The following is a 25075-nucleotide window of genomic DNA, read 5'->3' as shown; positions in this document are numbered from 1 at the left end:
TCAGCGGCAGGTGTGAGATTAGTCTTAGTTGGCATTGTCAATTTTTGTGCTAAAGCTATTAAAAAATATTGAACAGAGCTAATTTGCGATATCTAGCTAAGCCTCTTATTTTTATGAGTAAAAATGGTGGTAATGGTCGATGTTTGTTACATGGGTGTTTATTATATTTTAACGTAAAATATTAAATGAGATTCTTACTTGCATTCTGTGACATTGCGCGGTTTAATTGCGCCGTTTAACGAGTTAGCTCGTTGCAAATAGACAAATATTACGTGAGTAGTAAAGGTTTTATGGTTCACTGGTCATTAACCGTGTAACAAACAATCTATAGCTGTTACATGGGGTTAAGAGGGTTTTTTTAGCTAATGCACAAGCATCCATTTTTTGCACTTTGCCTTAAAGCGTCACAATGCCAGCATGCTATTGTCGTACCCTACGATGATACCGGTCTTAAGCATCTCACGTTAATTCGCATCAACTCTGGCCGTGAAGAAGCCAACAGTCCCCAGTTTATATAATCTTGTCTTTTATTAGGTGGATAAGCTCAAGCTGTGCCACTTAATGTGTGATGTTGTTCCCTAGTGTTATTTGTTTTGGTGTTGTTTGCACTCTTATTATAGAGGGATTGCGGCCGTTTGGGCTTAAACCGCTAAAGTGTGATTCTCACTGTAACTTCGGCTTTTTGAGTGTTTTTTAGCCATAGCTAGGGGTATGGTAAACACTCCGCTGATCGGTAGAACTCGGTTGGCAAAAAAGGAATGCATAGATTTGTATTCCCTATAATTGAATACCCAATAATGCGGCCTTGGGAGACTCCCTGCGGCATTAATGAAAATAGCATCAAGGTCACCTAAACTTGCGTGATTTTGCTGCACCAATAAAAGGTGATGTTCACCTTTAATGTATGTCAGGTAAGGTATCCCTTTGCCTGGGTTTGTCGAACGGGCGGCCTTGTAACAAGCAAAGGGTCGTCCAACCCATTTTTTAATAGACGGGCTAAATAAAAATGAATGATTGGTCTATTGATGATGCTCGTGCTGGGTACAATGTTACTCACTGGAGCCAAGGTTTTTATGGGATCAGCGACCAAGGTGAGGTGACAGTGTCACCGGATCCTAAAAATCCTGATTACAAGATTGGTTTAAACGAGCTAGCCAAAGATATGGTTAAGGCGGGGGTCGCTTTACCTGTGCTGGTGCGTTTTCCGCAGATCCTGCATCACAGAGTCAACAGTCTGTGCCAAGCATTTGACCAAGCGATACAAAAGTATGAGTATCAGGCGGACTATTTGCTGGTTTACCCCATTAAAGTAAACCAACAGCAAACCGTGGTGGAAGAGATCCTTGCGAGTCAAGCATCAAAGGAAGTGCCACAATTAGGCCTTGAAGCGGGCAGTAAGCCAGAGTTGATGGCCGTGCTTGCGATGGCGCAAAAAGCCAGCTCAGTTATCGTTTGTAATGGTTATAAAGATAACGAATATATTCGCTTAGCTTTGATTGGTGAGAAATTAGGCCACAAGGTTTATATCGTATTAGAGAAACTGTCTGAGCTTAAGATGGTGTTGGCAGAGTCTAAGCGTCTGGGCGTTAAGCCTCGTTTGGGCTTACGTGCTCGCCTTGCCTTCCAAGGTAAAGGTAAGTGGCAGGCCAGCGGCGGTGAAAAATCTAAGTTTGGTTTATCTGCAGCCCAGATTTTGACTGTAGTCGATCAGTTAAAGCAACACGATATGCTGGATTCGCTGCAGTTGCTGCATTTCCATTTAGGTTCGCAAATTGCCAATATCCGCGATATTCGTCAAGGTGTGAGCGAAGCGGGTCGCTTCTACTGTGAATTGCGTGAGCTGGGTGCAAGCGTGAATTGCTTCGACGTGGGCGGTGGTTTAGCGGTGGATTACGATGGTACTCGTAGCCAAAGTAATAACTCGATGAACTATGGCCTGACCGAGTATGCCAACAATATCGTTAACGTATTGACCGATATCTGTAATGAATACGAGCAGCCAATGCCACGTATTATTTCTGAATCTGGCCGTTACTTGACTGCGCACCATGCGGTGCTTATCACAGATGTGATTGGTACCGAGGCTTACCTGCCTGAGGATATTCAACCGCCAGCGGAGGAATCGCCACAGTTATTACACAATATGTGGCATTCATGGTCTGAGATCAGTGGCCGTGCCGATCAGCGTGCCTTGATCGAGATTTACCATGATAGTCAAAGTGACTTACAGGAAGCGCAATCCCTGTTTGCCTTAGGTCAGTTAACTCTGGCAGAGCGTGCATGGGCCGAGCAGGCCAACCTGCGTGTTTGCCATGAAGTGCAAGGCCTGTTGAGCACTAAAAACCGCTACCACAGACCGATTATCGATGAACTCAATGAAAAGTTAGCCGATAAATTCTTCGTTAACTTCTCGCTATTCCAGTCGTTACCGGATGCCTGGGGTATTGATCAAGTGTTCCCAGTACTGCCATTGTCGGGCTTAGATAAAGCCCCCGAGCGCCGTGCTGTAATGCTAGATATTACCTGTGACTCCGACGGTATTGTGGATCAATACGTGGATGGTCAAGGCATTGAAACCACTCTGCCAGTACCTGCCTGGAGCGCTGAAAGCCCGTATTTGATTGGTTTCTTCCTGGTGGGAGCCTACCAAGAGATCCTCGGCGATATGCATAACCTCTTCGGTGACACTAACTCTGCAGTGGTTCGTATCGAAGATAATGGCGTCACAAATATTGAATCAGTACTCGCTGGCGATACTGTGGCTGACGTATTGCGCTATGTTAACTTGGATGCGGTCGATTTTATGCGCACCTATGAAGAGTTAGTGAACCAGCACATAGCGGAAGATGAGCGTGCGCAAATTTTAGAAGAGTTGCAAGTAGGCCTGAAAGGCTATACTTATTTAGAAGATTTTTCATAACATATTTTTCTTAAGATCTAGTGTGTTAAAAGAAATCAGCCTAGGGTAACTTAGGCTGATTTTTGTTTTTATAGCCCTATGCTTTTTACTTTGCTTGCCCAGTGAGTCGTGTAAAATTGCGCTGGGATGAGTTACTAACGGCAGAGGGGTCAAAGAGTTGATGTTTTTTGAAGGCTCAGAAAAAAAGCTTGAGATTACAGTGAGCCCAGCGGTGACGAATTTACGTCAATTAGACCTGTCCTTTTGGGTTGCGCTAGTGCGACATGCAAATGCCGATATCCTCTCCAGTCTTAAAAGTGACCACTGTGACGCTTATTTACTCAGCGAATCGAGTTTGTTTGTCTGGGAGAATCGGATATTAATATTAACCTGTGGGAACAGTACCTTAGTCAACGCCGCCTGCTATTTTATTGAGCACTTTGGCGCGGCTAATATCGCATTCTTAAGTTATCAGCGTAAAAATGAATACCATGCCCACCTGCAAAATAGCACTTTTGCCGAGGATATTATCCAATTACGGCGGTTGATTGCAGGCAAAGCCTTTCGTATGGGGCACTTAGATTCGCATCACCATTATTTTTTCTGTACGGAGGGGCAATATAAAGCCCAAGCAGAAGAAAGCACGATAGAACTGCTGATGTACCATATCCGCGGTGAGCTGGCAGAATACCTCAATGGTGAAACACAGACCCTATGGGATATTTGCCGCAGGCTTAAGTTGGATACCTTGTTCCCACAGTTCACATTTGATGCACATCTATTTGAACCCTACGGCTTTTCAATGAATGGGCTCTGGGGTGAATATTATATTACCCTGCATATTACCCCACAGGCGGGGCAGGCCTATGCCTGCTCCTACGTGAGTTTTGAAACCAATCTGGATTTGTCGCTATATCCTCACGCTGTGCTAGGGCACCTGTTAAATCTGTTTTCACCCGTGAGTTGGGACTTGATTGGCTTTAATCATCCCCTCGAGGCCCAAGGAGCCCCTGAGCATTTATGCTTAGGACGTTGTTCATTAACGATGGCGCAGGGCTACCATATTGGCTTTAATCATTATCAGCAGCGGCAGGCTGAAGTCTTGAGCCCTGAACTAATGTAAATATGAGGCTTATGTAAATGTGGGCGTTTGCCCCAGCTTTTGTGGGAATGTTATTTTATCCGCAGAGCTAACGTTTTGATTATCATGTTAGACTCTCGCCAATATGCAATTGTGTTGTGTGCCTATAAGGAAATCCTATGACAGATCTCAGTGATATCCGCCGCGAATATGCAAAAGGTGGCTTACGTCGCGCCGATTTACCGCAAAACCCAATGGACTTGTTTGAACTGTGGATGACGCAGGCGAGGGATGCTGAGCTTAGCGATCCGACGGCTATGTGTGTCGCCACTGTGGATGAGCATGGCCAGCCGTTTCAACGTATCGTATTACTGAAACGGTTCGATGATACTGGATTCGTTTTTTTCACTAATTTAGGCAGCCGCAAGGCGCAGCAGATTGCCGCCAATAATAAAGTCAGTTTGCATTTTCCTTGGCATCCTTTAGAGCGACAAGTCTCAGTGCTCGGTGAGGCGCAGCCGCTCTCAACCGCAGAAGTCGTAAAATATTTTATGACGCGCCCGAAGGAGAGCCAAATTGCCGCTTGGGTATCACAGCAGTCGAGTAAACTCAGTGCCAGACAAGTGCTCGAGGGCAAGTTTATGGAGATGAAAGCAAAATTTGCCAAGGGAGATGTACCCCTACCGAGTTTTTGGGGTGGATACCTGATTAAGCCTTCCAGCATCGAGTTTTGGCAAGGTGGCGAGCACAGATTACACGACCGCTTTATTTATACCCGCCGCGATGGCACATGGGATATTGACCGCCTAGCGCCATAATGCCACCAACTTGCTGATGTTTATGATATTGGAGTGACTGATTTGAGTCAGTATAAAATTTGGGTCGATGCCGATGCTTGCCCCAATCCCATTAAAGAAATCCTCTTTAGGGCTGCGGAGCGTAAAGGGATGCCGCTGGTGCTCGTCGCTAATCAGCTGATCCGTGTACCGCCATCGCCCTATATTAGCCAAATCCGTGTCGGCTCGGGTTTTGATGTGGCGGATCAATATATTGTCGATCATGTCGAGCCAACGCATTTAGTGATCACTGCGGATATTCCCCTCGCGGCATTAGTGATTGAAAAAGGCGCATTGGCGCTCAATCCCCGCGGTGAGTTGTACACAGTGGACAATATTAAGCAAAAGCTGACCATGCGGGATTTTATGGAGGATTTGCGCGGTTCAGGTGTCCATACGGGTGGCCCAGAGGCATTTTCCCAGGCGGATAAACAAGCTTTCGCCAACAGTTTAGATAAGTGGTTAGTGCGGGTTTAAATGATAGTTTACTGGTTGCTAATGGATAAAAAGAGTATCTTTAGTGACGCATCGCTCATCGATACCTACACTTATCTAACATTTATACCCTAGGGTGGTTTGGGGAGTAAGTGGCAGATAACTGAGTAAAACCTTAACCCGATACCTAGGTTTAATATAGCCGCGGTATCCTTTTAACCCCACTGTTGAGGACTGATACAATGAACAAATGGATTGGAATTGTTGCCTTATCTGCGATGGCCAGTTTTAGTTGTGCCGCAAAATGGCAAGTGATGGAGCAGGATTCGAGAGTCAGTTTTATTTCGGTGAAAAAAGGCGATATCGGTGAAGTGCATTATTTTAAGCAGCTTAAAGGGACGTTAGCAGATAGCGGTCAATTTGACTTAACTATCCCCTTAGCGGGGGTGGCAACGGGCATTGAAGTACGTGATGAGCGCTTACAGAATCTGTTGTTTGAAGTCTCGCTTTATCCTGAGTTGAAGCTCACATCACAGGTCGATAGCAAGATGCTTAAGGATTTAGCCGTAGGTGAAAGCAAAGTTGCCGATTTTGATGGTAAAATTTCACTGCATGGCAAAGAGCAAACAAAAACTTTTTCGGTAATTATAACCAAAGTATCTGATAATAAACTGATGGTTAGCAGTTTTCAGCCGATAATAGTCAATGCCAATGAATTCGATTTAGTGGCTGGTGTCGATAAATTACGTGATATTGCGGGTTTATCGAGTATTAGCCAGGCTGTTCCTGTGTCATTTGTACTAACCTTAACTCAGTAACTTCAATAAGATTGGCATAGATCAACACGTCAGCTAACTTATTTAGGGTATGGTGAGTCGGTAGCTGACGTGGTGCATTGGAGCCTTGGTTGAGTGTAAGGTGTCTCAAGGTTTTCATTTTTGTTGTAATAGGGCCGTAAGTGGCGCTAAGTTTATGGGTGTTAAGGGTAAAAAATGGTCACAGATAAAGACGGTTACATGCATTTGATCCAGTATTTGACTGAGCACCTTGGCTTATTTGAAACGCCAGATACCCAAAGTGTTTCCGACGATACTGTGATGGAGTTATTTGAAGAGCAATTGTCTGCCCAAATTATTATGGTGTGCGGCCAGAATCCTTCCTTATCCTTTGCCGAACGCAATATGATCATCCGAGAAGTGGATGCCATAGTCTACGACTTAGAGGAAATTTTAGCCTCGGTGGCAAATCATAAAGCCACTCCCGCGCAGATGCTATTTGTGGCGGAGTTTTCCGGTTTGATTAAAAATCTGTTCGACCAAGAAATTGCTAAATTGCAGGCCCATGCTTAATTGATATCTGCTTCCCATGTTATCTGTTGATAGGGGATCTTATATGTTGACCATATCACCCGGTTATGCCGATGATATTTTGACCATTGTAGTTTCTGGCAGAGTGAGCCATCAAGATATCGCTTCCCAACTTATCCCCGCCATTGAGGCCAAATTACAGGATCACGCCTGTATTCGTTTATGGTATGAGTTTAGCCCTGAATTTGTGGGTATTTCGGTGGGCGCCTTGTGGGATGACGCTTGGTTGAGTTTATTTCATCTCAGTGATTTTGCGCGTGTGGTGATGATTGCCGACACCGCAAGCATGGGGACTATGGTCAATGCGTTAGCCTTAATCTTGCCTTGCCCCGTCAAAGTGTTTTCTGTCAGTGAGCGTCAGCAAGCCCAGATTTGGTTAGACCAAGTCGAAGTGGCCGAAGTGTAGTTGCCCCTTCTGTGTATGAGTTGCAGCCTGTTGTGGAATGAATAGTTGTGGCATGAATAGCTTTGGCTCTAAGGAGCGAGTGTTAGCGTTTACAATGGCCAACTGCAAACCACCCGCGTGCCTTTATTGAGTTCACTTTCAAGGTAGAACACACCGTTAAGATCGTTTTTCACCCATAAACTTAAGCAGGAGAGCGTGCCAAGGCAGAGATCCTGCGCCATTTCCTGTCTCAACTGGTTGAGTTGTAATTCGGTCATCCCCACGCCATTGTCTTCGACTTGTATATGGAGTTTATTGGCTTGTCTTGTGATATTTATGTGCAGTTCACGGGACTGATTGTGCTCTTTGAATGCATGGTTCAAGGTGTTGCTAATGAGTCGATAGAAGAATTGCAGGTATTGCCATGAACTCCCATCGATAATCAAATTTTCATCGCATGTTAGGTTGACGTTGACATTCACCCGCGTAAGTTGTCCCTGCAATAACCCGAGTAAATGGCGAATAAATTGAGCAAGATGCAATGGCCTAATATCGGATTGATGGGCGGTAAATAATTGTGAAATGTGCCTTAATCTATCGGCTTGGTGTGCCATTAACTCGATAATATGGGTTTGATATTCAGAGCTTGCCTCGGCTTGGGTTTGACAAATTTGCCCTAGCAGATGGTCTTGCTCCTGCATTAGCTGTGTCATTATATCGGCAAGAAAGTTCTGCATTAATTTTTGGCTTTGTAACCGACTTAAGTTGAGTTGTTGCTGCTGCGCTATTTCATCGTGGGTGAGCGCAAGTTGCTGGCGTAACTCAGCGTTTTCATCGTTGGCTAACTGGGTTTTGTCTTGTTGTTTTTGTATGCTGATAACCTGAGTTTGCAGTAGCTTTTCTAGCTCCCGTTCTTGGCGTTTACGCAGTTCTATATCAAAGCCGATGGCGCCAACGGCGATTGAATTGTCTTCATCATCTTTAATATCGAATTTTGCCATCTGATACACTAATTCTCCGCGGTGGGAGGGGATCACTTCTTCAAAATTGATGGCGTCACGGCTATGGGTGACCCGTTGATCATTTTGCTGGTAAATCTGGGCAAGTTGGCTATGGAACAGGTCGAAGTCAGATGCACCAATAATGCGTCGACGTTCAATGCCAAGCACTTCACAGTATTTATCGTTAACTAGGATGTATTTCCCATTTAAATCTTTGATGTAAATCAGATTGGGTGAGAACTTTAACAAGGCTCGTAACTGTTCTTTATGGCAGTTTAGTTCCTGTTGAAAGAGCTGTTGACTCTGTAGTTGTTGCTCTAGGGCAAGGTTACTGGCATCTAAGCTGGCCATCGCCACTTCGAGTTGTTGGGTGCGTGATAAAAAGGTTTTCGCCAATAAGCCAATTTCATCATGGCGTTGATTCGCTTTAATTTCAATGGAGGCCGGATCGTTGCGTTTGAGCGCTTGCACCATCTCCATAATGGGTGAAATCAGCAATCTATGTTGCAATAAGAACAGTAAAATGAGCCCAAGCAATTGAATCAAAACCAGGTATATGCCTATTTTTTCAACCAAATGCATCGCTGTATCTTGTAATGGCGCGATGGGCGTGACGACTAATATCTTCCAATAGGTATTAGGCATAAGGAAAATGGACACTAGCGAGGGCGTGTTCAGGATAGGGTCCGTCGCTAAGGACATCGAGGCCAAGAGTTTAGGTACGGTAAATTGGTTTAGCGCGCTGTTATTGACTATGGCGGCAAGCATTTCCCGCTCGTTGCCTTTACTTAAGCGGGTGAGGTTGTCCATTTGCTCTTGGGTAAACACGCGCTGGGCAATGGCTTGCTCGACAAAGGTGCGATCGGCACTGTTGAGCGCCGAGGCAACCGGCGCGAAGGCTATTGTTGATTTGGCGAGTGCATCGAAGGTGAGTAAAGTGTGAGTCCTATTGGTTTCTGATTGGTTATGATCTTTGGTGTGTGGATAGGCGAGTATTTGATTTTGATGGTCCAGTGCGATGACATAGCCACCGACATCCGCCATGGCATTTCGCAGCAGGATATCGAGCTTGCCTAAGCTGATATCTACCGTTGCAGCACCAATAAACTGATGTTCCATCCACATAGCCCCAGAGGCCGTGATCATGGGTTCATGGGTAGTGGGATCGACGTAGGATTTAGACCAAAAGGTTTTTCCTGCCGGGAAAAACCGTGTCGGACGATACCATTCCTCGGTGTGATAACTTGGAAAAGCTTCATCGTTGTAGGTGTCTATTGCAATCAATTCATTGTGGATATTGTGTGACCAGAAGAGGCTGTCGCGAAATTTCTGCTGATTGAAGCTGCCTGGTTCTGGCCAAATGCCACCACCAGAAATAATCTCTTTTTGATTTTCAATAGAAAATAGGGCTGGTATGGCCGTGCTCAATTGTTGTTTATCATAACGGTAAAGCATGGCGATATTGCTGATCGCGCTGACAAGATTTTCGACCTGGGATGTCATTTCCTGCAATTTGGCGATAACAATTTGGCCGTGGTTTTGATTCAGTACCGCTTGCTGCTCTGTGAGCTGTTGATTTTGAATGCTAAGCATCACCCAAGCGGTGCTGAAAATCAGAATACTGGCGATAACGAGTTGAATAAGACTGAATTTAAAGGGCAAGCTGTTTTGCCATGGCGTCAAGGCGGGTTGTGATTCAGTGCTTGAGCTTTTGTCCGTCATCGCAGCGTTCCGTAATACGCTTTCCATTGAGCCAGTGTAGCGCTTTTTGACTCTTTTGCTATTAGCTTATATCAAAGATGAGGGGATTTTTATGGCGGAACTTACTGATTAAAACCGTAAACTTAAACAGCGGTAGTGGATAAAGGCAGGTATAACACCTGCCTTAACTTAAGCTATTTATAGAGTGAAGGTTTAGCCGAGCGGCTGAGGATTGGCACGATAAACAGCAGCCATACAACCAGAAAACCACTGAATGCCACTACCATCCATTCTGCCATTGTCACCCCCATAAAATGCCATGGAGTATCGGTGCACATGCCCGTGGGGAGCATAATCGATGGAAACCATTCGTGAAGCGGCATCCAAGCAGGGAAGTCAGGTAAAAAGGAACAGGTTGAAAAAGGCGAGGGGTTATTTTGCATATCCACTAATGCGAGGGCGAGTTTCAATCCCCAGGTCGCACTTACAGCCCAACCGAGCGCCGCAACAATTCGCACTATCAAATACTTAGGAGCTATCATGCCAATAAGCCCAGCCGCAAAAATACCAAATACGGCTAATCTTTGGTAGATACACATCACGCAGGGATCGAGTTTCATAACATATTGAAAATACAGTGCAGCCGCCTCTAAGGATAGGGCTGTGCCACCTAGGGCCAACCAAGAGATTCGTGAATGGGCAAAGCGAGTAAGTACAGTCAAAGATATGGGCTCCATAGTAACGAAAACGCCCTCAAAGGCTGGGGGCGTTTTTTGGACTCTACTCATTTAAGAAAGTTCAGTCAACTCAGAGATATATGTTAGTGCCCAGTGGCACCCCCAATCACTTCTTTTGCGCTGTGATGCATGATCATCTGCGAGTCGTAGAAGTATTGTGTTGCCTGCTCTAAGAAACCTGTCTCAATCGCTAACACACCGACTATCGACAAGACGATAGTGTAGGGGAGAGCCATCCAGACCATTCTGCCATAGGATAAGCGAATGAGCGGGGCGAGGGCTGAGGTTAATAAAAATAGGAAGGCGGCTTGGCCGTTTGGTGTGGCAACTGAAGGTAGGTTAGTACCAGTGTTGATTGCCACTGCCAGTAAGTCGAACTGATCGCGGCTAATTTGTCCGTTAATTAATGCGGCTTTGACTTCGTTAATATACACAGTGCCCACAAACACGTTATCGCTCACCATCGACAATAAACCATTGGCGATATAGAAGATGACTAACTGTGTATTGCCTTGATAGCCTAGCGCCCATTGGATAACCGGAGCAAATAGGTGTTGGTCAATAATAACCCCTACCACGGCAAAAAATACCGCCAAAAGTGCTGTAAAGGGTAATGCCTCTTCGAAGGCTTTTCCGAGTGCGTGTTCATCGGTCACGCCGTTGAATGCGGTGGTTAAAATGATGACAGACAAACCAATTAAGCCGACAGAGGCTAAATGCAAGGCTAGGCCGGCAATCAACCAAATCCCCACTAACGCTTGTACTATCAGCTTGATATTGTCTTTATTGGTACGACGGGCATCTTCGTAGGCCGCATATTCGCATAGGATCCTATGTACTGCATCGGGAAGTTTGGCGCCATAACCAAAAATATGGAATTTTTCAACTAAATAGCAAGTCAGGATCCCCGCAATCAACACGGGTACTGTCACGGGCGACATGCGGATGGCAAACTCACCAAATTGCCAATTTGCCTGGGCGGCAATGATCAAGTTTTGTGGTTCACCCACCATAGTGCAAACCCCACCGAGTGCGGTTCCCACACCCGCATGCATCAATAGGTTACGTAGAAAACCACGGAATGACTCTAATTCTGCTTCATCAAGCTGGTTATCATCGCCGCTCTTGCCTTCTGAGGTATGGTCATGATCGGCCGAGAAGTCTTTTCCAGAAGCCACTTTGTGATAAATCGCATAGAAGCCAACAGCTACTGCAATAATGACCGCAATAACCGTTAATGCATCTAAGAATGCGGATAAGAAGGCGGAAGCGAGACAGAACATCAAGGACACTAAAATTTTTGAGCGTACTTTAGTGATCATTTTCGTGAAGGCAAATAACAGCAATTGCTTCATGAAATAAATACCGGCCACCATAAAGACCAGCAATAGCAATACTTCGAGGTTGGCTTCTATTTCATGCAAAACTTGACTGGCCGAGGTCATACCAATAGCAACGGCTTCTATGGCTAATAGACCCCCGGGCTGCAGCGGGTAACATTTTAAGGCCATGGCTAAGGTAAAAATAAACTCAAGCACTAATACCCATCCAGCCACAAAGGGGCTGACATAGAAAAAGAGTATTGGATTGATTATTAAAAATGACAGTATTGCGATTTTGTACCACTTAGGGGAATTCCCTAAGAAGTTCCCAATAAACGCCTGGCTCATTGTCACCGGCATGGCATCCTCTCTTCTAATTATGTTGAAAAATTTGCACGTGTTATGTTGTATTTACCCGTGTTTGGAAAATCAGTCTAGCCTAAAGATAATGCTAATGTAATGAGATACTGGGGCTCATATTCCAAAAAGCGGAGCTAATCGGCAAAATTGGCTCAATACGCCTTGATGCTAGTCTGTTTTTTGAGCGTTTTGTGACATTTATACTGACACTGTGCGGCGATTTTCAGTCAATGGTTTCCATTTTTTACCGCTCTGGTATGATCAGTGACCATTACGACGCACAACAACTGGATAAGTGGGCTGATGATTATCAACGCCAAAGGACCTGCAAGTTTTGCAGAGAAGTATATTGTGAGATCAATTTGGGAAAATAAATTCCCACCAGGGTCCATTTTACCGGCTGAACGTGAGCTTTCTGAGTTGATTGGCGTGACGCGCACCACCCTGCGTGAAGTGCTACAACGCCTAGCCCGTGATGGTTGGTTGAAAATTCAACATGGTAAACCGACGCGGGTGAACAATTTTTGGGAAACCTCAGGTTTAAATATTCTTGAGACGATTGCCGATCTCAATCCCGAAGGTTTTCCTGTGCTGGTGGATCAACTGCTCTCGGCCAGAACCAATGTGAGTGCCATTTATTTTCGTGGTGCACTGCGTTACAACCCTGAAACTGCGGTCGGTGTGTTGGCAAAAATTCACCAATTAGAAGACACGGCTGAATCTTTCGCTGAATATGACTATTTATTGCATCACACCTTAGCATTTTCATCCGGCAATCCACTCTATGTGCTGATCTTAAATGGCTTTAAAGGTTTATATAGCCGAGTGGGGCGCTATTATTTTAGTAGTCCTGAGGCGCGTTTGCTGGCTTTAAATTTCTATAAAGAATTAGAACTGCTGGCAAAGGCAAAAAATTATGTGGATGTACCCGCCCTAATGCGTACCTATGGCATTAACAGTGGCAAAATGTGGTTACAATTACGGGACGATATGCCCGCATCCATCGCACAGGATAATTAATTTCTCCCTTTGGGGTAAATCGTCAGTCGTTTTATAAAAGCCGTTTCCATTGGAGACGGCTTTTATTTTTTACAGTTTTACAATCCTACAATTCCGATTTAACGGGTTCTGGGCAGGTCGCTAAAATATTAATACTGGCATCGGCATTTTTTTGTTCAAGCGTCACTGTAAATCCCCATAGTCTATGCAAGTGTTTTAATACTTCTTTATAGGTATTAGCGAGGGGGATATCGTTATTCGGCACATACCTTAAGGTTAAAGATCGATCACCATTGATTTCCACATTATGGACTTGGATATTAGGTTCAATATTTGACAGGTTATACTGCTGCGATAATAACTGCCGAATATCTTGATAACCCTGTTCATCGTGGATAGCAGACACAGAGAGATAATTGCGCTTCTCATCGTCATGGATGCCAAATAATTTAAATTGGCGGATGACCCTCGGGGAAAGATATTGGCTGATAAAACTCTCATCCTTAAAATTTTGCATGGCAAAATGCAATGTTTCTAACCAGTCACTTCCCGCAATTTCAGGAAACCAAACCTTATCTTCTTCGGTGGGATCTTCACAAATACGCCGGATATCGGTGAACATGGCAAAACCTAAGGCATAGGGGTTAATGCCATTGTAGTAACGGCTGTTGTACTCGGGTTGTGCCACAACACCAGTATGACTCTGTAAAAACTCCATCATAAAACGGTCTGTGACCACGCCGTCATCGTATAGGTGGTTTAAAATGGTGTAATGCCAGAAGGTTGCCCAGCCTTCGTTCATCACTTGTGTTTGTTTTTGTGGGTAAAAATATTGGGCCATTTTACGTACTATGCGGATAATCTCCCGTTGCCAAGGCTCGAGCAACGGGGCATTTTTTTCGATGAAATAGAGAATATTTTCCTGCGGCTCGGCGGGGAAACGCCGTTTTTCAGCTTGGGATTGACCCTGTTGTTGATTCGGGATCGTGCGCCAAAGGTCATTTACTTGACTCTGTAGATAGGCTTCACGGTCCTTTTGCCGCGCTTGTTCCTCACGGAAGGAGATTTCCGAAGGCCGTTTATAACGGTCGACCCCGTAATTCATCAGTGCATGGCAGGAGTCAATCACGCTTTCGACTTGCTCAGCCCCGTATCTTTGCTCACAGTCACTGATGTAGTTTTTGGCAAAGACTAAGTAATCGATGATCGAACTGGCATCGGTCCAAGTTTTAAATAAGTAGTTATTTTTAAAGAAACTATTGTGTCCAAAACAGGCGTGCGCTATCACCAGCGCCTGCATAGTGATAGTGTTTTCCTCCATTAAATAGGCAATACAAGGGTTTGAGTTAATCACAATCTCATAGGCAAGGCCCATTTGCCCCCGTTTATAGCCTTGCTCTGTTTCGATAAAACGTTTGCCGAAGGACCAATGGGTGTAGCCTATGGGCATGCCTATCCCCGCATAGGCGTCCATCATTTGTTCGGCGGTGATGACTTCAATCTGATTCGGGTAGGCGCTGAGTTTGTATAGGGCGGCTACACGTTCAATTTCCTTCAGATAGTCCTGCAGCAACTCAAAGCTCCAATCGGGACCATCGCTCAGTGGTGTTGTTGATTTCTTCCCCATAATACCCCCTTAAACCGCCTGCTTCTTAAATAACTCTCTAAATACAGGGTAGATATCTTCCGCTTGACGAATATGTTGCACCGCAATGTTATCGTAATGCTGTTGTAGGGATTCGTATTCGCGCCACAGGGTTTGATGGGCGCGATTGGTGATTTCGATATAACTAAAGTAGCGTACTAACGGCAGAATTTTTTGCTCTAATAACTGCCGACAGGTTGGCGAATCATCCGCCCAGTTATCGCCGTCTGAGGCTTGGGCTGCATAAATGTTCCACTCATCGGCGGGGTAGCGTGCCTGTTGAATGTCATGCATCAATTTTAAAGCACTTGAAACAATCGTTCCGCCGGTTTCTTGGGAGTAGAAAAACTCATGTTCGTCGACTTCTTTAGCCTGGGTATGGTGGCGAATGTATACCACCTCAAGGTTTTTATAGGTCCGAGTGAGGAACAGATAGAGCAAGATATAAAAGCGTTTTGCCATATCTTTAGTGGCTTGATCCATTGAGCCTGATACGTCCATCAGGCAAAACATGACCGCTTGGCTAGAGGGGATTTCCCGTTTGGCAAAGTTATTAAAGCGTAGATCGAAGGTATCGATAAAGGGAACATTTGCAATCTTTTGTTTTAACTCCTCTATTTGGGCCTTTAAATCGAGGATCAGCTCTGCCTGAGTCCCTGGAATATTCTCAAGCTTCGCCAACTCTTGTTCTAATTCCGCTAATAGCTTCTTTTTACTCGCCGACATCGCAATACGGCGTGCCAGTGATGAACGTAGGGAGCGGACAATATTGATGTTTGCGGGTACGCCATCGTTAGTAAATCCGGCGCGATAAACCTGATATTCCACCAATTTATTGAGGCGGTTTTTTTGTAGATTCGGTAATTCTAAGTCTTCAAATAGTAGCTCTAGGTATTCATCCTTTGAAATTTCAAAGACAAAATCATCGTTGCCTTCGCCAGAATCTGAGGCATCACCTTTGCCCGCACCGCCGCCTGAACCCCCGAGTGGCCTATCGATTTTATCTCCACGGGTAAATTGATCATTTCCGGGGTGTACTCTGTCCCTGACACCGCCCTTGCCTTGGTGAAACATAGGTTCACTGATATCCCGCGTAGGGATACTGATTTTTTCGCCTTTATCTACATCCGTTACACTGCGACGTGTCACCGCATCGCTGACGGCTTTTTTGATTTGTTGCTTATATCTATTGATAAAGCGTTGACGGTTGACTGTGCTTTTTCCTTTCGCATTCAACCGTCTGTCGATAAAGTTCGCCATACGCACCTCCCAAACCCCAGCGAAGGCTTTGGTAGCACCAAAGCCCTGTACTTAGCGAGCGCAAGTTTAAGAGGATTTACGCACCCGTAAATACCACTCAGACAAGAGTCGGACTTGCTTCTTGGTATAGCCTTTCTCCATCATGCGATTGACAAAATCATCGTGTTTGCGCTGATCGTCATTCGAGGTTTTGGCGTTAAAGGAAATCACTGGCAGTAAATCTTCTGTGTTGGAGAACATTTTCTTCTCGATCACGGTGCGAAGTTTCTCGTAGCTGGTCCAGAGTGGATTATTACCCTCATGGTTAGCGCGGGCGCGCAGTACAAAGTTGACGATTTCATTACGGAAATCTTTGGGGTTGCTGATCCCCGCGGGTTTCTCAATTTTTTCCAGTTCGGCATTGAGGGCAGCGCGGTCGAACAGTTGACCTGTTTCTGGATCGCGATATTCCTGATCTTGGATCCAAAAATCGGCGTAAGTAACGTAGCGGTCAAAGATATTTTGGCCGTATTCAGAGTAAGACTCTAGGTAAGCGGTTTGAATTTCTTTGCCAATAAACTCCACGTATTTAGGGATTAAGTAGCCCTTTAAAAACTCAAGATAACGCTCGGCGGTATCGCTGGGGAACTGCTCTTGCTCTATCTGGCGTTCTAGCACATAGAATAAATGCACCGGATTGGCTGCAATTTCTGAGTGATCGAAGTTAAATACCCGCGATAGGATTTTAAAGGCGAAACGGGTTGATAGCCCATTCATCCCTTCATCGACACCAGCATAGTCGCGGTATTCTTGGTAGGACTTGGCCTTAGGATCGGTATCTTTCAGGCTTTCCCCGTTATACACCCGCATCTTAGAGTAGATGGAGGAGTTTTCCGGTGCTTTTAGGCGCGATAGCACACTAAATTGCGCTAGGGTTTCTAGGGTGCCAGGGGCACAGGGGGCTTTCGATAGCTCAGAGTTAATGAGCAGCTTTTGATAGATTTGCAGCTCTTCAGATACCCGTAAACAGTAGGGCACTTTGACGATATAAACACGGTCGAGGAAGGCTTCGTTATTCTTATTGTTTTTAAAGGTTGACCATTCCGATTCATTTGAGTGAGCCAGAATAATCCCACTATAGGGCAGGGCCGATAGGCCTTCGGTGCCGTTATAGTTACCTTCTTGGGTGGCGGTAAGCAGGGGATGCAGCACTTTTATCGGTGCCTTAAACATCTCGACGAATTCCATCATTCCTTGGTTCGCGCGGCATAATGCCCCCGAATAGGCATAGGCATCGGCATCATCTTGGGAAAAGTGTTCAAGCTGACGAATATCGACTTTACCCACTAAGGACGAAATATCTTGATTGTTTTCATCTCCGGGTTCCGTTTTGGCTATCGCAATTTGATCAAGGATAGAAGGGAAAACTTTAACAACGCGGAATTTAGAAATATCTCCGCCAAACTCGTGCAGCCTTTTCACTGCCCAGGGTGACATTATGGTCTTTAGGTAGCGGATAGGGATGTTAAATTCATCTTTTAATAATTGGCCATCTTCATCGGCGTCAAAGAGGCAGAAGGGATGATCGTTCACTGGGCTGCGTACCCCGTTTGCGCTCAGGATATAGATGGGGACTTTTTGCATTAGCGCTTTGAGTTTTTCGGCCAATGATGATTTACCGCCGCCCACAGGGCCGAGTAAATACAGGATTTGCTTCGATTCCTCTAAGCCTTGAGCAGAGTGTTTGAGGTAAGCCACGATTTGCTCAATCGCATCTTCCATGCCGAAAAAATCTTTAAATGCGGGGTAGCGTGAAATAAGACGGTTGGAAAAAATGCGGCTAAGTATTGGATTTTTTGCGGTATCTATGACTTCTGCTTCACCAATGGCAAGCAAGAGCCGTTCTGATGCAGACATGTAAGCACTGCGATCTTCCTTACAGATGTCGAGAAACTCCTGCAAAGTGTATTCTTCATCGAGTTTTTGTTCGTAGCGCTTTTGGTAATGCTCGAAAATGCCCATATAAACCCCCTGAAACGCCAGTGATGTCATGGAACGGAGAACTGGTTTGCCAGCTTCCTATACTAATCTTAGACACAAACTTGGTACCTGTGTCAAAAAAATATCAAATAAAACAATAACAAATGATTGCAAATGCAATTATTGCACTTGTAGTGACATCAGTTTTACGATGGGGAGAGAGGGGCTATGGTAGGTTAATGATATAAAAAAGAGCCACAAGGGCTCTTTTATTAGCGTTAATTCTTTGGGTTAAAGAATTAACCTGCGAAGTTTTGGTTCACAAAATCCCAGTTAACTAATTGCCAGAAGTGGGCAAGATAGTCAGGACGCACGTTACGGTAATCGATGTAGTAAGCGTGTTCCCACACATCCACAGTCAGGATTGGCGTAACAGTGCTGTCAGTCAGTGGTGTAGCTGCATTGCTAGTGTTAACGATAGCAACAGTGCCATCGGCTTTTTTCACTAACCAAGTCCAAGCGCTACCGAAGTTGTTTACGGCAGAATCGGTAAATTGGGCTTTGAATGCGTCAAATGAGCCAAATGCAGCATTGATGGCATCGGCAACTGGGCCTGTTGGCTCGCCGCCAGCGTTAGGCGCTAGACAGTTCCAGTAGAAAGTGTGGTTCCACACTTGAGCCGCGTTGTTAAATACGCCGCCAGTAGAAGTTTTGATGATGTCTTCTAAAGACTTACCAGCGAAATCAGTTCCTTCGATTAAGCCGTTGAGCTTAACAACATAAGTGTTGTGATGCTTGCCGTAGTGGTATTCAATGGTTTCTTGAGAAATGTGTGGTTCTAGTGCGTTCTTTGCATATGGTAATGCGGGTAATTCGAAAGCCATTAGTATCTCTCCATGGTCTTAGGTTATCGTTTTTTAAACGTGCTCACTGGGCACTATTGTACCGATAAAATTTGTGATGTGAATCATTGTTTGGCTATTTGATTAGATAGGCGCCATCGAAAAATCAAATCTCGACATAACCTTACAAACTGTGGGATTTTGTTCTGCGCCTAGCTGTCGTACAATAGCGCCATTGAGTCAATGTCATCGCACTTAGGAATTAAAATGGAAACAGTAGAGAAAATTAAGCAGCAGATCGCCGAAAACCCCATCATTGTTTATATGAAAGGTTCGCCTAAGTTACCGAGCTGTGGCTTCTCGTCTCAGGTCGCCCAGATCATGATTAACTGTGGTGAGCAATTTGCGTTTGTCGATATTCTGCAGCATCCGGACATTCGCGCCGAATTACCTAAGTATGCAAACTGGCCGACCTTCCCACAGCTGTGGATTGAAGGCGAGCTGATCGGTGGCTGTGATATCGTGGTTGATATGTACCAGAAAGGTGAATTACAGCCGTTAATCAAAGCCACTGCTGAAAAGTACAAAACGGCAGAATAAGCGTTAATCGAATGCCATAAAAAGCCGCTGTGATTTATATCCCAGCGGCTTTTTTTTTGCTGCAAATTCAGGTGAACAGCTTGGCTTAATCAGCGCCTGTTAGGGCCACTAATGTGAAGTGAGATCCTGTTTGTGGTGTTTAGTCGCGGGTAACAGTAAGTTCATGGTAATCGCCACAATACCGCACAAGCTGATACCGGTCAGACTGAATGAACCTATGCCAAATGCCATGCCGCCGATACCAAATACCAAAGTGACGCCGACAATGCTTAAGTTGCGTGGCTCGGATAAATCCACATGATTGCGGATTAAGGTATTGAGCCCAACAGCGGCAATTGAGCCAAATAACAAGCACATAATACCACCCATCACAGGCACAGGAATGGTCTGCATCAGCGCACCTAGTTTACCAACGAAGGCTAAGGTAATAGCCGTGATGGCGGTCCAGGTCATGATTCTTGGATCAAAGTTGCGGGTTAAGGTCACGGCTCCTGTGACTTCAGAGTAGGTTGTGTTTGGTGGACCACCAAAGGCCGCCGCTGCAATGGTGGCAATACCATCACCTGTCAGGGTGCGATGCAGACCGGGTTTTTTCATAAAATCCTTACCAGTGACATTGGATATCGCCAGAATATCGCCAATGTGTTCAACCGCCGGGGCGATAGCGACAGGGATCATAAAGGCGATGGCATGCCAGTTAAATTCGGGCGCGACAAATTTTGGAATCGCAATCCAACTCGCCGCGGCGACTACCGCAAAGTCGACAATACCAAAGGCGAGGCTGAGTCCATAGCCAACGATAATCCCAGCTAGAATGGGCATTACCTTAAGGAGTCCCTTGGCAAAAATGGCTACGGCAATGGTAGTACACAGGGAGGCAAGTGAAATGATCAGTGCCGTATTGGTTGGGACTAATGTCAGGCTGCCATCTCCGCTTTTACCCAGCGCCATATTTACCGCAACGGGTGCTAAGCCAAGGCCGATAATAATGATCACCGGCCCCACGACCACTGGCGGTAACAGCCTATGGATAAAGTCGGTACCGCGTACTTTGACTAAGGCACCTAGGCACACATACACTACGCCCGCGGCCATAATGCCGCCCATAGTGGATGGAATGCCCCAGGTCTGCACGCCGTATAGGATCGGGGCGATAAAAGCGAAGGAGGAAGCAAGGAAAATAGGCACTTGGCGTTTGGTCACCAGTTGGAACAGCAAGGTACCAATACCTGCGGTGAACAGGGCGACACTGGTGTCGAGTCCTGTCAATAACGGCATTAATACCAAGGCACCAAATGCCACAAACAACATTTGGGCGCCCTGTAGGGGAATAGCGAGTCGTCTCATTTATTATTCTCGTTAATTTTAGGGTAAACCGCGAAATGATATCAGTTTGTTGCATTAAGAGTGCAATAAAATACCCAGATTGTGGGCTGGGATCACTGTTTTTGGCGGGCGTGGTTAGCCGCACCGCATTAAAGTGGGCTAAATTTTGCCAAGACTCGCTTAAGGCGTTAACTATGGTACAATTTGCCCTATCTAACGTTACTTCAACTACTCAAAGATGCTGAAATTCCTATTGAAGCCGAGCTTAATTGCGTTTTTATACTGCCTGTTCACGATTAATAGCCTGCATGCTGTTGAGGTGAGTAAATTAGATGAGGCCGATGTACCCGTCTCCTCCCGTGCCGTACCTGAGCGTAATCAGGCATTAAAAAAAGCATTGGAAAAAGTGATCATCAAAAATACTGGGACTGCGCGTTCACTGGAGAATAGCGTTATCCAAGCCCAACTGGCCAACCCAGATGCGCTGCTGAGTCAATATGGTTACCTTGAACAAAATGGTCGGTTGTTGCTCAAAGCTAACTTCGAGCATCGCCGCGTTGTCGCATTATTACGTCAGGCACAATTACCCGTATGGGGGACACAGCGTCCTCTGACCCTATTTTGGGTCGCCATGCCGAGTGAAGGGGATACCATTTTATTAAGTGATTCTTCGACTTTAGCCGAGCGTCAACAATTCTCGACTTTTTCCGATGAACGCGGCATTCCTGTGCTGCTACCTATTTTAGATCTTGATGAGTTGATGGGAATAAATCCCAACGATGTCAAAGGGATGTTTGCCGATATCGTGGCCAGTGTCTCTGGACGCTATCAAGCGGATTTCCTCGCGTTAGTGGCTATCGAGCCCGCGGGTAATCAAGTGCGCTATCGTTTAAACCTTTATACTAAGGCCTCGATTGATTCGTTAACGCCGCCGCTGTTTAGCTTTAATGGCAGCGCAGAAAATGCGACCCAGGCAGTAAGTGCCATGATGGCGGCATTAGGGGATTATTATTTTACTAAGTATGCTATCGCCGATTCTGGTACTCAGGTTGGTGCCAGCGTTACTTTTGTCAATATCGAAAAGATGTCACAAGTTGTTGAGATTGAAAAATATTTAAAACAGCTCAGTGCAATAAAAAGTGCAACTTTGACACGTATTCAGGGAAATACAGTAACCTTTTCTTTGGATTTATTTGGCTCAGAAACTGATTTTGAGCGTTTATTGAGTCTAGAGCCTAGGATCTCTGTGGTTGCCCCTGCGAGTTCAGGTGAGTTCAGCCCTGTGTCGAGCCCATTAGGTAAACCCGTCTACCAGTGGCGCTTACCTTAAAACCGTGGATAGGCAAGTTGGGGTGAATGCATTTTTTCGCCCGCTTTATGTGATTTTTAGCTAATTTATTGAGACGTACGAGTGCCATTTAACTCACCTCTACAACTCTCATTACCCGTGTATTTACCGGATGATGAAACCTTTAACAGTTATTACCCCGCCGCGGGTAATGATGAACTGATCCAAAAGCTTAGAGCCAATGCCGAAGGCCATGGCGAGGCCGCGATTTACTTATGGGGCCCAGTTAAATCCGGACGTACCCATTTAATGCATGCGGCCTGTGCCCACGCCAATGAACTCGACCGCCGTAGTTTTTATATTCCCTTAGGCATTCATGCGAGTATCTCGACCGCATTGCTCGAGGGTTTAGAGCAGTTAGATTTAATTTGTATCGATGATGTTGACGCGATTGCAGGGCATCCAGTGTGGGAGGAGGCGATATTTGATCTCTACAACCGTGTTGCCGAGCATAAGCATTGCGCTTTAGTGGTCAGTGGTCGTTCATCTCCTGCGGAGGCCGGATTTTTATTGCCCGATCTCGTTTCCCGGATGCAATGGGGGCTGAATTACCAACTTCAGCCTATGGCCGATGATGAAAAACTCGCCGCATTACAGCGCCGAGCGGCCATGCGAGGCTTACAATTGCCCGAGGATGTAGGTCGTTTTCTGCTCAATCGAATGGCGCGGGATTTACGCACGTTATTTGATGTCCTCGATAAGTTAGATAAAGCCTCATTGGTTCACCAGCGTAAGCTCACTATTCCGTTTGCGAAAGAGACGCTGCATCTATAGTTATAGCTAAATAGGATTTGAAAAAGATAAAAGCCCGCCATGCTGTATGCCTGCGGGCTTTTTGTTTATCTAAAACTCAAACACTCTATTGCTGAGGCTGACGGTGACGATCGCCACTTAAACGCAGTTCGGGTTCTATGATTGCTTGGCCGTTCGTTACAACGTTCTGCTGACCTTTACGCTGTGCATTGGCCGGCGAAATCGCTAGGGTTTGGCGCCAGCTTTGGCCTTGGGTCATGGCGATAGGTGCGGGCAGGCTCGTTATTAAGCTTATCCCATCAAGCTCGGGCAACATCTCATCTATGACTAATGCGGCTCGATTTTCTAGGTTGCTATCACCAATTCGACCTCTTTGCCCCCAATCGACAATAACAGTATCGGCAGTTAAGACTTCGGGTTTATTGGTGACTGCGACATCCCGCAGGATTTGGTAACGGTAACTCATCATAGCTTCTTCAAACAGCATCGCCGTGTCTTCGCGAGTGCTGGAATAAGCATAGAAATCACTGGCGATATCCGTAGAGAAAAAAGTTGTAATATCTGATGGTTGATAAGCCTTTTGAGTCGCATTGGCACTGGCACCTAAGAAGCTGACTCCCGCAAGCCCTGTCATTTCAGTGCTCGTGAGCGGGTACAGCTTGCTAACTTGATCCGATATCAGACTCTTATTGCTATTGCGGCGGTTATAGTCGTCAAGCAATCTGGGCCCTGTGAGTGAGTCATGAACGCTACGGGGGAAGAAGTCATTGGCGTGTGCCAACTCATGGTACAAGAGTGACGCCAAATCAGGGGTGATCTGGGTGAGCGTGCGAGTGGCGCGGGTCGTCACGGGGAATCCCAGTGACGCATATTGATTATCTTTGACATAACGCCAGGGCATAATGAAATTCAGCTCGTTGCCAAAGTCGCTGCGATAATCCGGTGCTTCGTTGATGCTGTCTCGCTGTGCGGGCGTTAGCCACAGATCGTTTGGATCTAAATAAATTGCCCCCGTCAGTACCCAATAGAAGGAGGGGCGAACATCATAACTGATAACGACGGCGGTAACGGATTGTAATAGGCGGGCAAAATCGCTATTAGGGTCCATTTGAGTTAAAAATGCGGCGAAATTATCGCCCATCCAATCGTGTGACACTAGCACTCGATCGAGGATTGCCTCGGTATCTAGGGTATTGGATATTTGGCCAATCAGAGGTAATTGATTAATAGTGCACGCATTATTCAATTGGTTTGAATAAACACAGCTTGTGAGTGTGTTGGCATAGGGTGAATCCCCACGATAGGCATAGGTGCGTGCGACTGGCGTATCGAAATACTGTGAGCTAATCGCAGGTGCCGCTGTCGTCAGAACAAAAGCATCATCTTTGACTTGAGAGCCATTGATATTGGCGCTCGCTTGGAGTCTTAATACTGTGTCTTGACTGGCGGTGGGGGCGGTAAACAGGGGCCTAAAGGGATCGCTAATATCGAGGGGAATTTCAGGGCCCGAGGCGATACACCAAGAAATATTCGTGGCACTTAGCCCGGCTTGCTGTCCAATCCTTAGACTGACGCCATTGCCTTCAACCACTTGATGATCTTGTCGAATATTGAGTAATCCGTCCGTTGCCACATCGGCGTTAATGTCAATCTCCCCCGTCACATCTATGCTGCTGCCCGTCACATGCAGACTAAAACGGTAACTGCCGCTGGCTGGAATATCGAAGGCTAACACTGGGCTGTTTTGGCTGACGAGTTCAATGGCAGGACCATCAATTTGCTGCCAACGAAAATGCAGATCTTGGCTATCACGGTTTTGAATGCTGGCGATAATGGCGCTGGATTGCCCTGCAACATATTGCGCCTCTGTTTGGAAACGGATGGAGGATGAGCTGGTGGTGACTAATGCAGGAATGGTTGAAGTACAGCGCGGTATATTGCTCGTGGGTGGAGTGACGGTTCCGCCTCCGCCGTCGGTTTCGCTATCACCGCCGCCACAGGCAACCAGTATTGCGGAGCAACTAATGAGCCCTAATAGGCGAATTGGATCCCATATCCCCATAATTCCACACTCCAATGCTAACTGACTTTAGTGGTTAGATTTATCGCCCTGTTATCGACCCGAGGGGGCCAAAGTTTGGCATGAAAATGACTATAGCATGGGAGTGAGGTTGCAAAAAAGTGATAAAAGGTAGCTAAAGTGTTCTTGATTTAGGGAA

21 protein-coding genes are annotated in these 25075 nt (G+C 45.8%); 12 read left to right on the top strand and 9 right to left on the bottom strand.

The annotated features are described in order from the left end of the window. The first annotated feature begins 365 nt into the window (after positions 1–365). The 8 genes from JFT56_RS11795 (at position 366) to JFT56_RS11760 (ending at position 7024) form a co-directional block, all read left to right on the top strand. The gene (locus JFT56_RS11795; RefSeq protein WP_007649104.1) at positions 366–518 is read left to right on the top strand and encodes a hypothetical protein; all 153 of its coding nucleotides are present in this window, start codon (positions 366–368) and stop codon (positions 516–518) included. Between the two features lie 488 nt (positions 519–1006). Then, positions 1007–2920 (top strand): biosynthetic arginine decarboxylase, encoded by a 1914-nt coding sequence (gene speA / locus JFT56_RS11790; RefSeq protein WP_198780293.1) that lies wholly within the window; start codon positions 1007–1009, stop codon positions 2918–2920. Between the two features lie 160 nt (positions 2921–3080). Then, a complete protein-coding gene (locus JFT56_RS11785; RefSeq protein ID WP_198783562.1) occupies positions 3081–4022 on the top strand; it encodes an adenosylmethionine decarboxylase in 942 nt (313 codons plus the stop codon). A gap of 137 nt (positions 4023–4159) precedes the next feature. Then, on the top strand, positions 4160–4798 hold the full coding sequence (gene pdxH, locus JFT56_RS11780; protein WP_198780292.1) for a pyridoxamine 5'-phosphate oxidase: 639 nt from the start codon (positions 4160–4162) through the stop codon (positions 4796–4798). A gap of 42 nt (positions 4799–4840) precedes the next feature. Continuing rightward, positions 4841–5293 (top strand): YaiI/YqxD family protein, encoded by a 453-nt coding sequence (locus tag JFT56_RS11775; RefSeq protein ID WP_198780291.1) that lies wholly within the window; start codon positions 4841–4843, stop codon positions 5291–5293. A gap of 200 nt (positions 5294–5493) precedes the next feature. Beyond that, complete coding sequence (locus JFT56_RS11770; protein WP_198780290.1) at positions 5494–6069, top strand: YceI family protein; 576 nt, start codon at positions 5494–5496, stop codon at positions 6067–6069. Positions 6070–6243: 174 nt separating this feature from the next. Beyond that, entirely contained in the window at positions 6244–6600 is a 357-nt protein-coding gene (locus JFT56_RS11765; protein ID WP_198780289.1) for a DUF3802 family protein, read from the top strand. Positions 6601–6643: 43 nt separating this feature from the next. Next, positions 6644–7024, top strand: a complete 381-nt coding sequence (locus tag JFT56_RS11760) for an STAS/SEC14 domain-containing protein (protein WP_198780288.1) — start codon at positions 6644–6646, stop codon at positions 7022–7024. An 89-nt stretch (positions 7025–7113) separates the two neighbouring features. Here the strand turns inward: JFT56_RS11760 and JFT56_RS11755 are convergent, their stop codons facing one another. From JFT56_RS11755 to nhaB, 3 genes are all read right to left on the bottom strand, one after another. Beyond that, complete coding sequence (locus JFT56_RS11755) at positions 7114–9726, bottom strand: PAS domain-containing protein (RefSeq protein ID WP_198780287.1); 2613 nt, start codon at positions 9724–9726, stop codon at positions 7114–7116. A gap of 173 nt (positions 9727–9899) precedes the next feature. Next, positions 9900–10427: a disulfide bond formation protein DsbB gene (gene dsbB / locus JFT56_RS11750; RefSeq protein WP_198780286.1), complete on the bottom strand. Its 528-nt coding sequence runs from the start codon at positions 10425–10427 to the stop codon at positions 9900–9902. A 98-nt stretch (positions 10428–10525) separates the two neighbouring features. Further along, positions 10526–12124, bottom strand: coding sequence for a sodium/proton antiporter NhaB (gene nhaB / locus JFT56_RS11745; RefSeq protein ID WP_198780285.1), 1599 nt, complete (start codon positions 12122–12124; stop codon positions 10526–10528). Between the two features lie 303 nt (positions 12125–12427). On the opposite strand from nhaB, the gene fadR reads away from it, so the two are divergent. Further along, entirely contained in the window at positions 12428–13144 is a 717-nt protein-coding gene (gene fadR / locus JFT56_RS11740; RefSeq protein ID WP_198783561.1) for a fatty acid metabolism transcriptional regulator FadR, read from the top strand. A gap of 85 nt (positions 13145–13229) precedes the next feature. On the opposite strand, the gene JFT56_RS11735 is transcribed toward fadR, so the two are convergent. From JFT56_RS11735 to sodB, 4 genes are all read right to left on the bottom strand, one after another. Then, positions 13230–14750: a SpoVR family protein gene (locus tag JFT56_RS11735; protein ID WP_198780284.1), complete on the bottom strand. Its 1521-nt coding sequence runs from the start codon at positions 14748–14750 to the stop codon at positions 13230–13232. 9 nt (positions 14751–14759) lie between these two features. Continuing rightward, positions 14760–16028: a YeaH/YhbH family protein gene (locus JFT56_RS11730; protein WP_198780283.1), complete on the bottom strand. Its 1269-nt coding sequence runs from the start codon at positions 16026–16028 to the stop codon at positions 14760–14762. A gap of 66 nt (positions 16029–16094) precedes the next feature. Beyond that, entirely contained in the window at positions 16095–18029 is a 1935-nt protein-coding gene (locus JFT56_RS11725; protein ID WP_198780282.1) for a PrkA family serine protein kinase, read from the bottom strand. 257 nt (positions 18030–18286) lie between these two features. Further along, entirely contained in the window at positions 18287–18871 is a 585-nt protein-coding gene (gene sodB / locus JFT56_RS11720; RefSeq protein ID WP_198780281.1) for a superoxide dismutase [Fe], read from the bottom strand. A 225-nt stretch (positions 18872–19096) separates the two neighbouring features. Between sodB and JFT56_RS11715 the strand changes: the two genes are divergently transcribed. Next, complete coding sequence (locus JFT56_RS11715; RefSeq protein WP_007649079.1) at positions 19097–19429, top strand: Grx4 family monothiol glutaredoxin; 333 nt, start codon at positions 19097–19099, stop codon at positions 19427–19429. Positions 19430–19537: 108 nt separating this feature from the next. Here the strand turns inward: JFT56_RS11715 and JFT56_RS11710 are convergent, their stop codons facing one another. After that, positions 19538–20776: a uracil-xanthine permease family protein gene (locus JFT56_RS11710; RefSeq protein WP_198780280.1), complete on the bottom strand. Its 1239-nt coding sequence runs from the start codon at positions 20774–20776 to the stop codon at positions 19538–19540. A 217-nt stretch (positions 20777–20993) separates the two neighbouring features. Here JFT56_RS11710 and JFT56_RS11705 point away from each other — a divergent pair, with 217 nt between their 5' ends. Then, positions 20994–22085 (top strand): DUF2066 domain-containing protein, encoded by a 1092-nt coding sequence (locus JFT56_RS11705; RefSeq protein ID WP_198780279.1) that lies wholly within the window; start codon positions 20994–20996, stop codon positions 22083–22085. A gap of 81 nt (positions 22086–22166) precedes the next feature. After that, a complete protein-coding gene (hda, locus tag JFT56_RS11700) occupies positions 22167–22877 on the top strand; it encodes a DnaA inactivator Hda (RefSeq protein WP_198780278.1) in 711 nt (236 codons plus the stop codon). A gap of 85 nt (positions 22878–22962) precedes the next feature. Here hda and JFT56_RS11695 read toward each other — a convergent pair whose 3' ends face one another. Continuing rightward, a complete protein-coding gene (locus tag JFT56_RS11695) occupies positions 22963–24918 on the bottom strand; it encodes a hypothetical protein (RefSeq protein ID WP_198780277.1) in 1956 nt (651 codons plus the stop codon). Positions 24919–25075 lie beyond the last annotated feature (157 nt).

The organism is Shewanella putrefaciens (assembly GCF_016406305.1).
Classification (GTDB): domain Bacteria; phylum Pseudomonadota; class Gammaproteobacteria; order Enterobacterales; family Shewanellaceae; genus Shewanella; species Shewanella putrefaciens_C.
The sequence above is the reverse complement of the archived record's forward strand: the minus strand, read 5'-3'. Positions and strand labels throughout refer to the sequence as shown.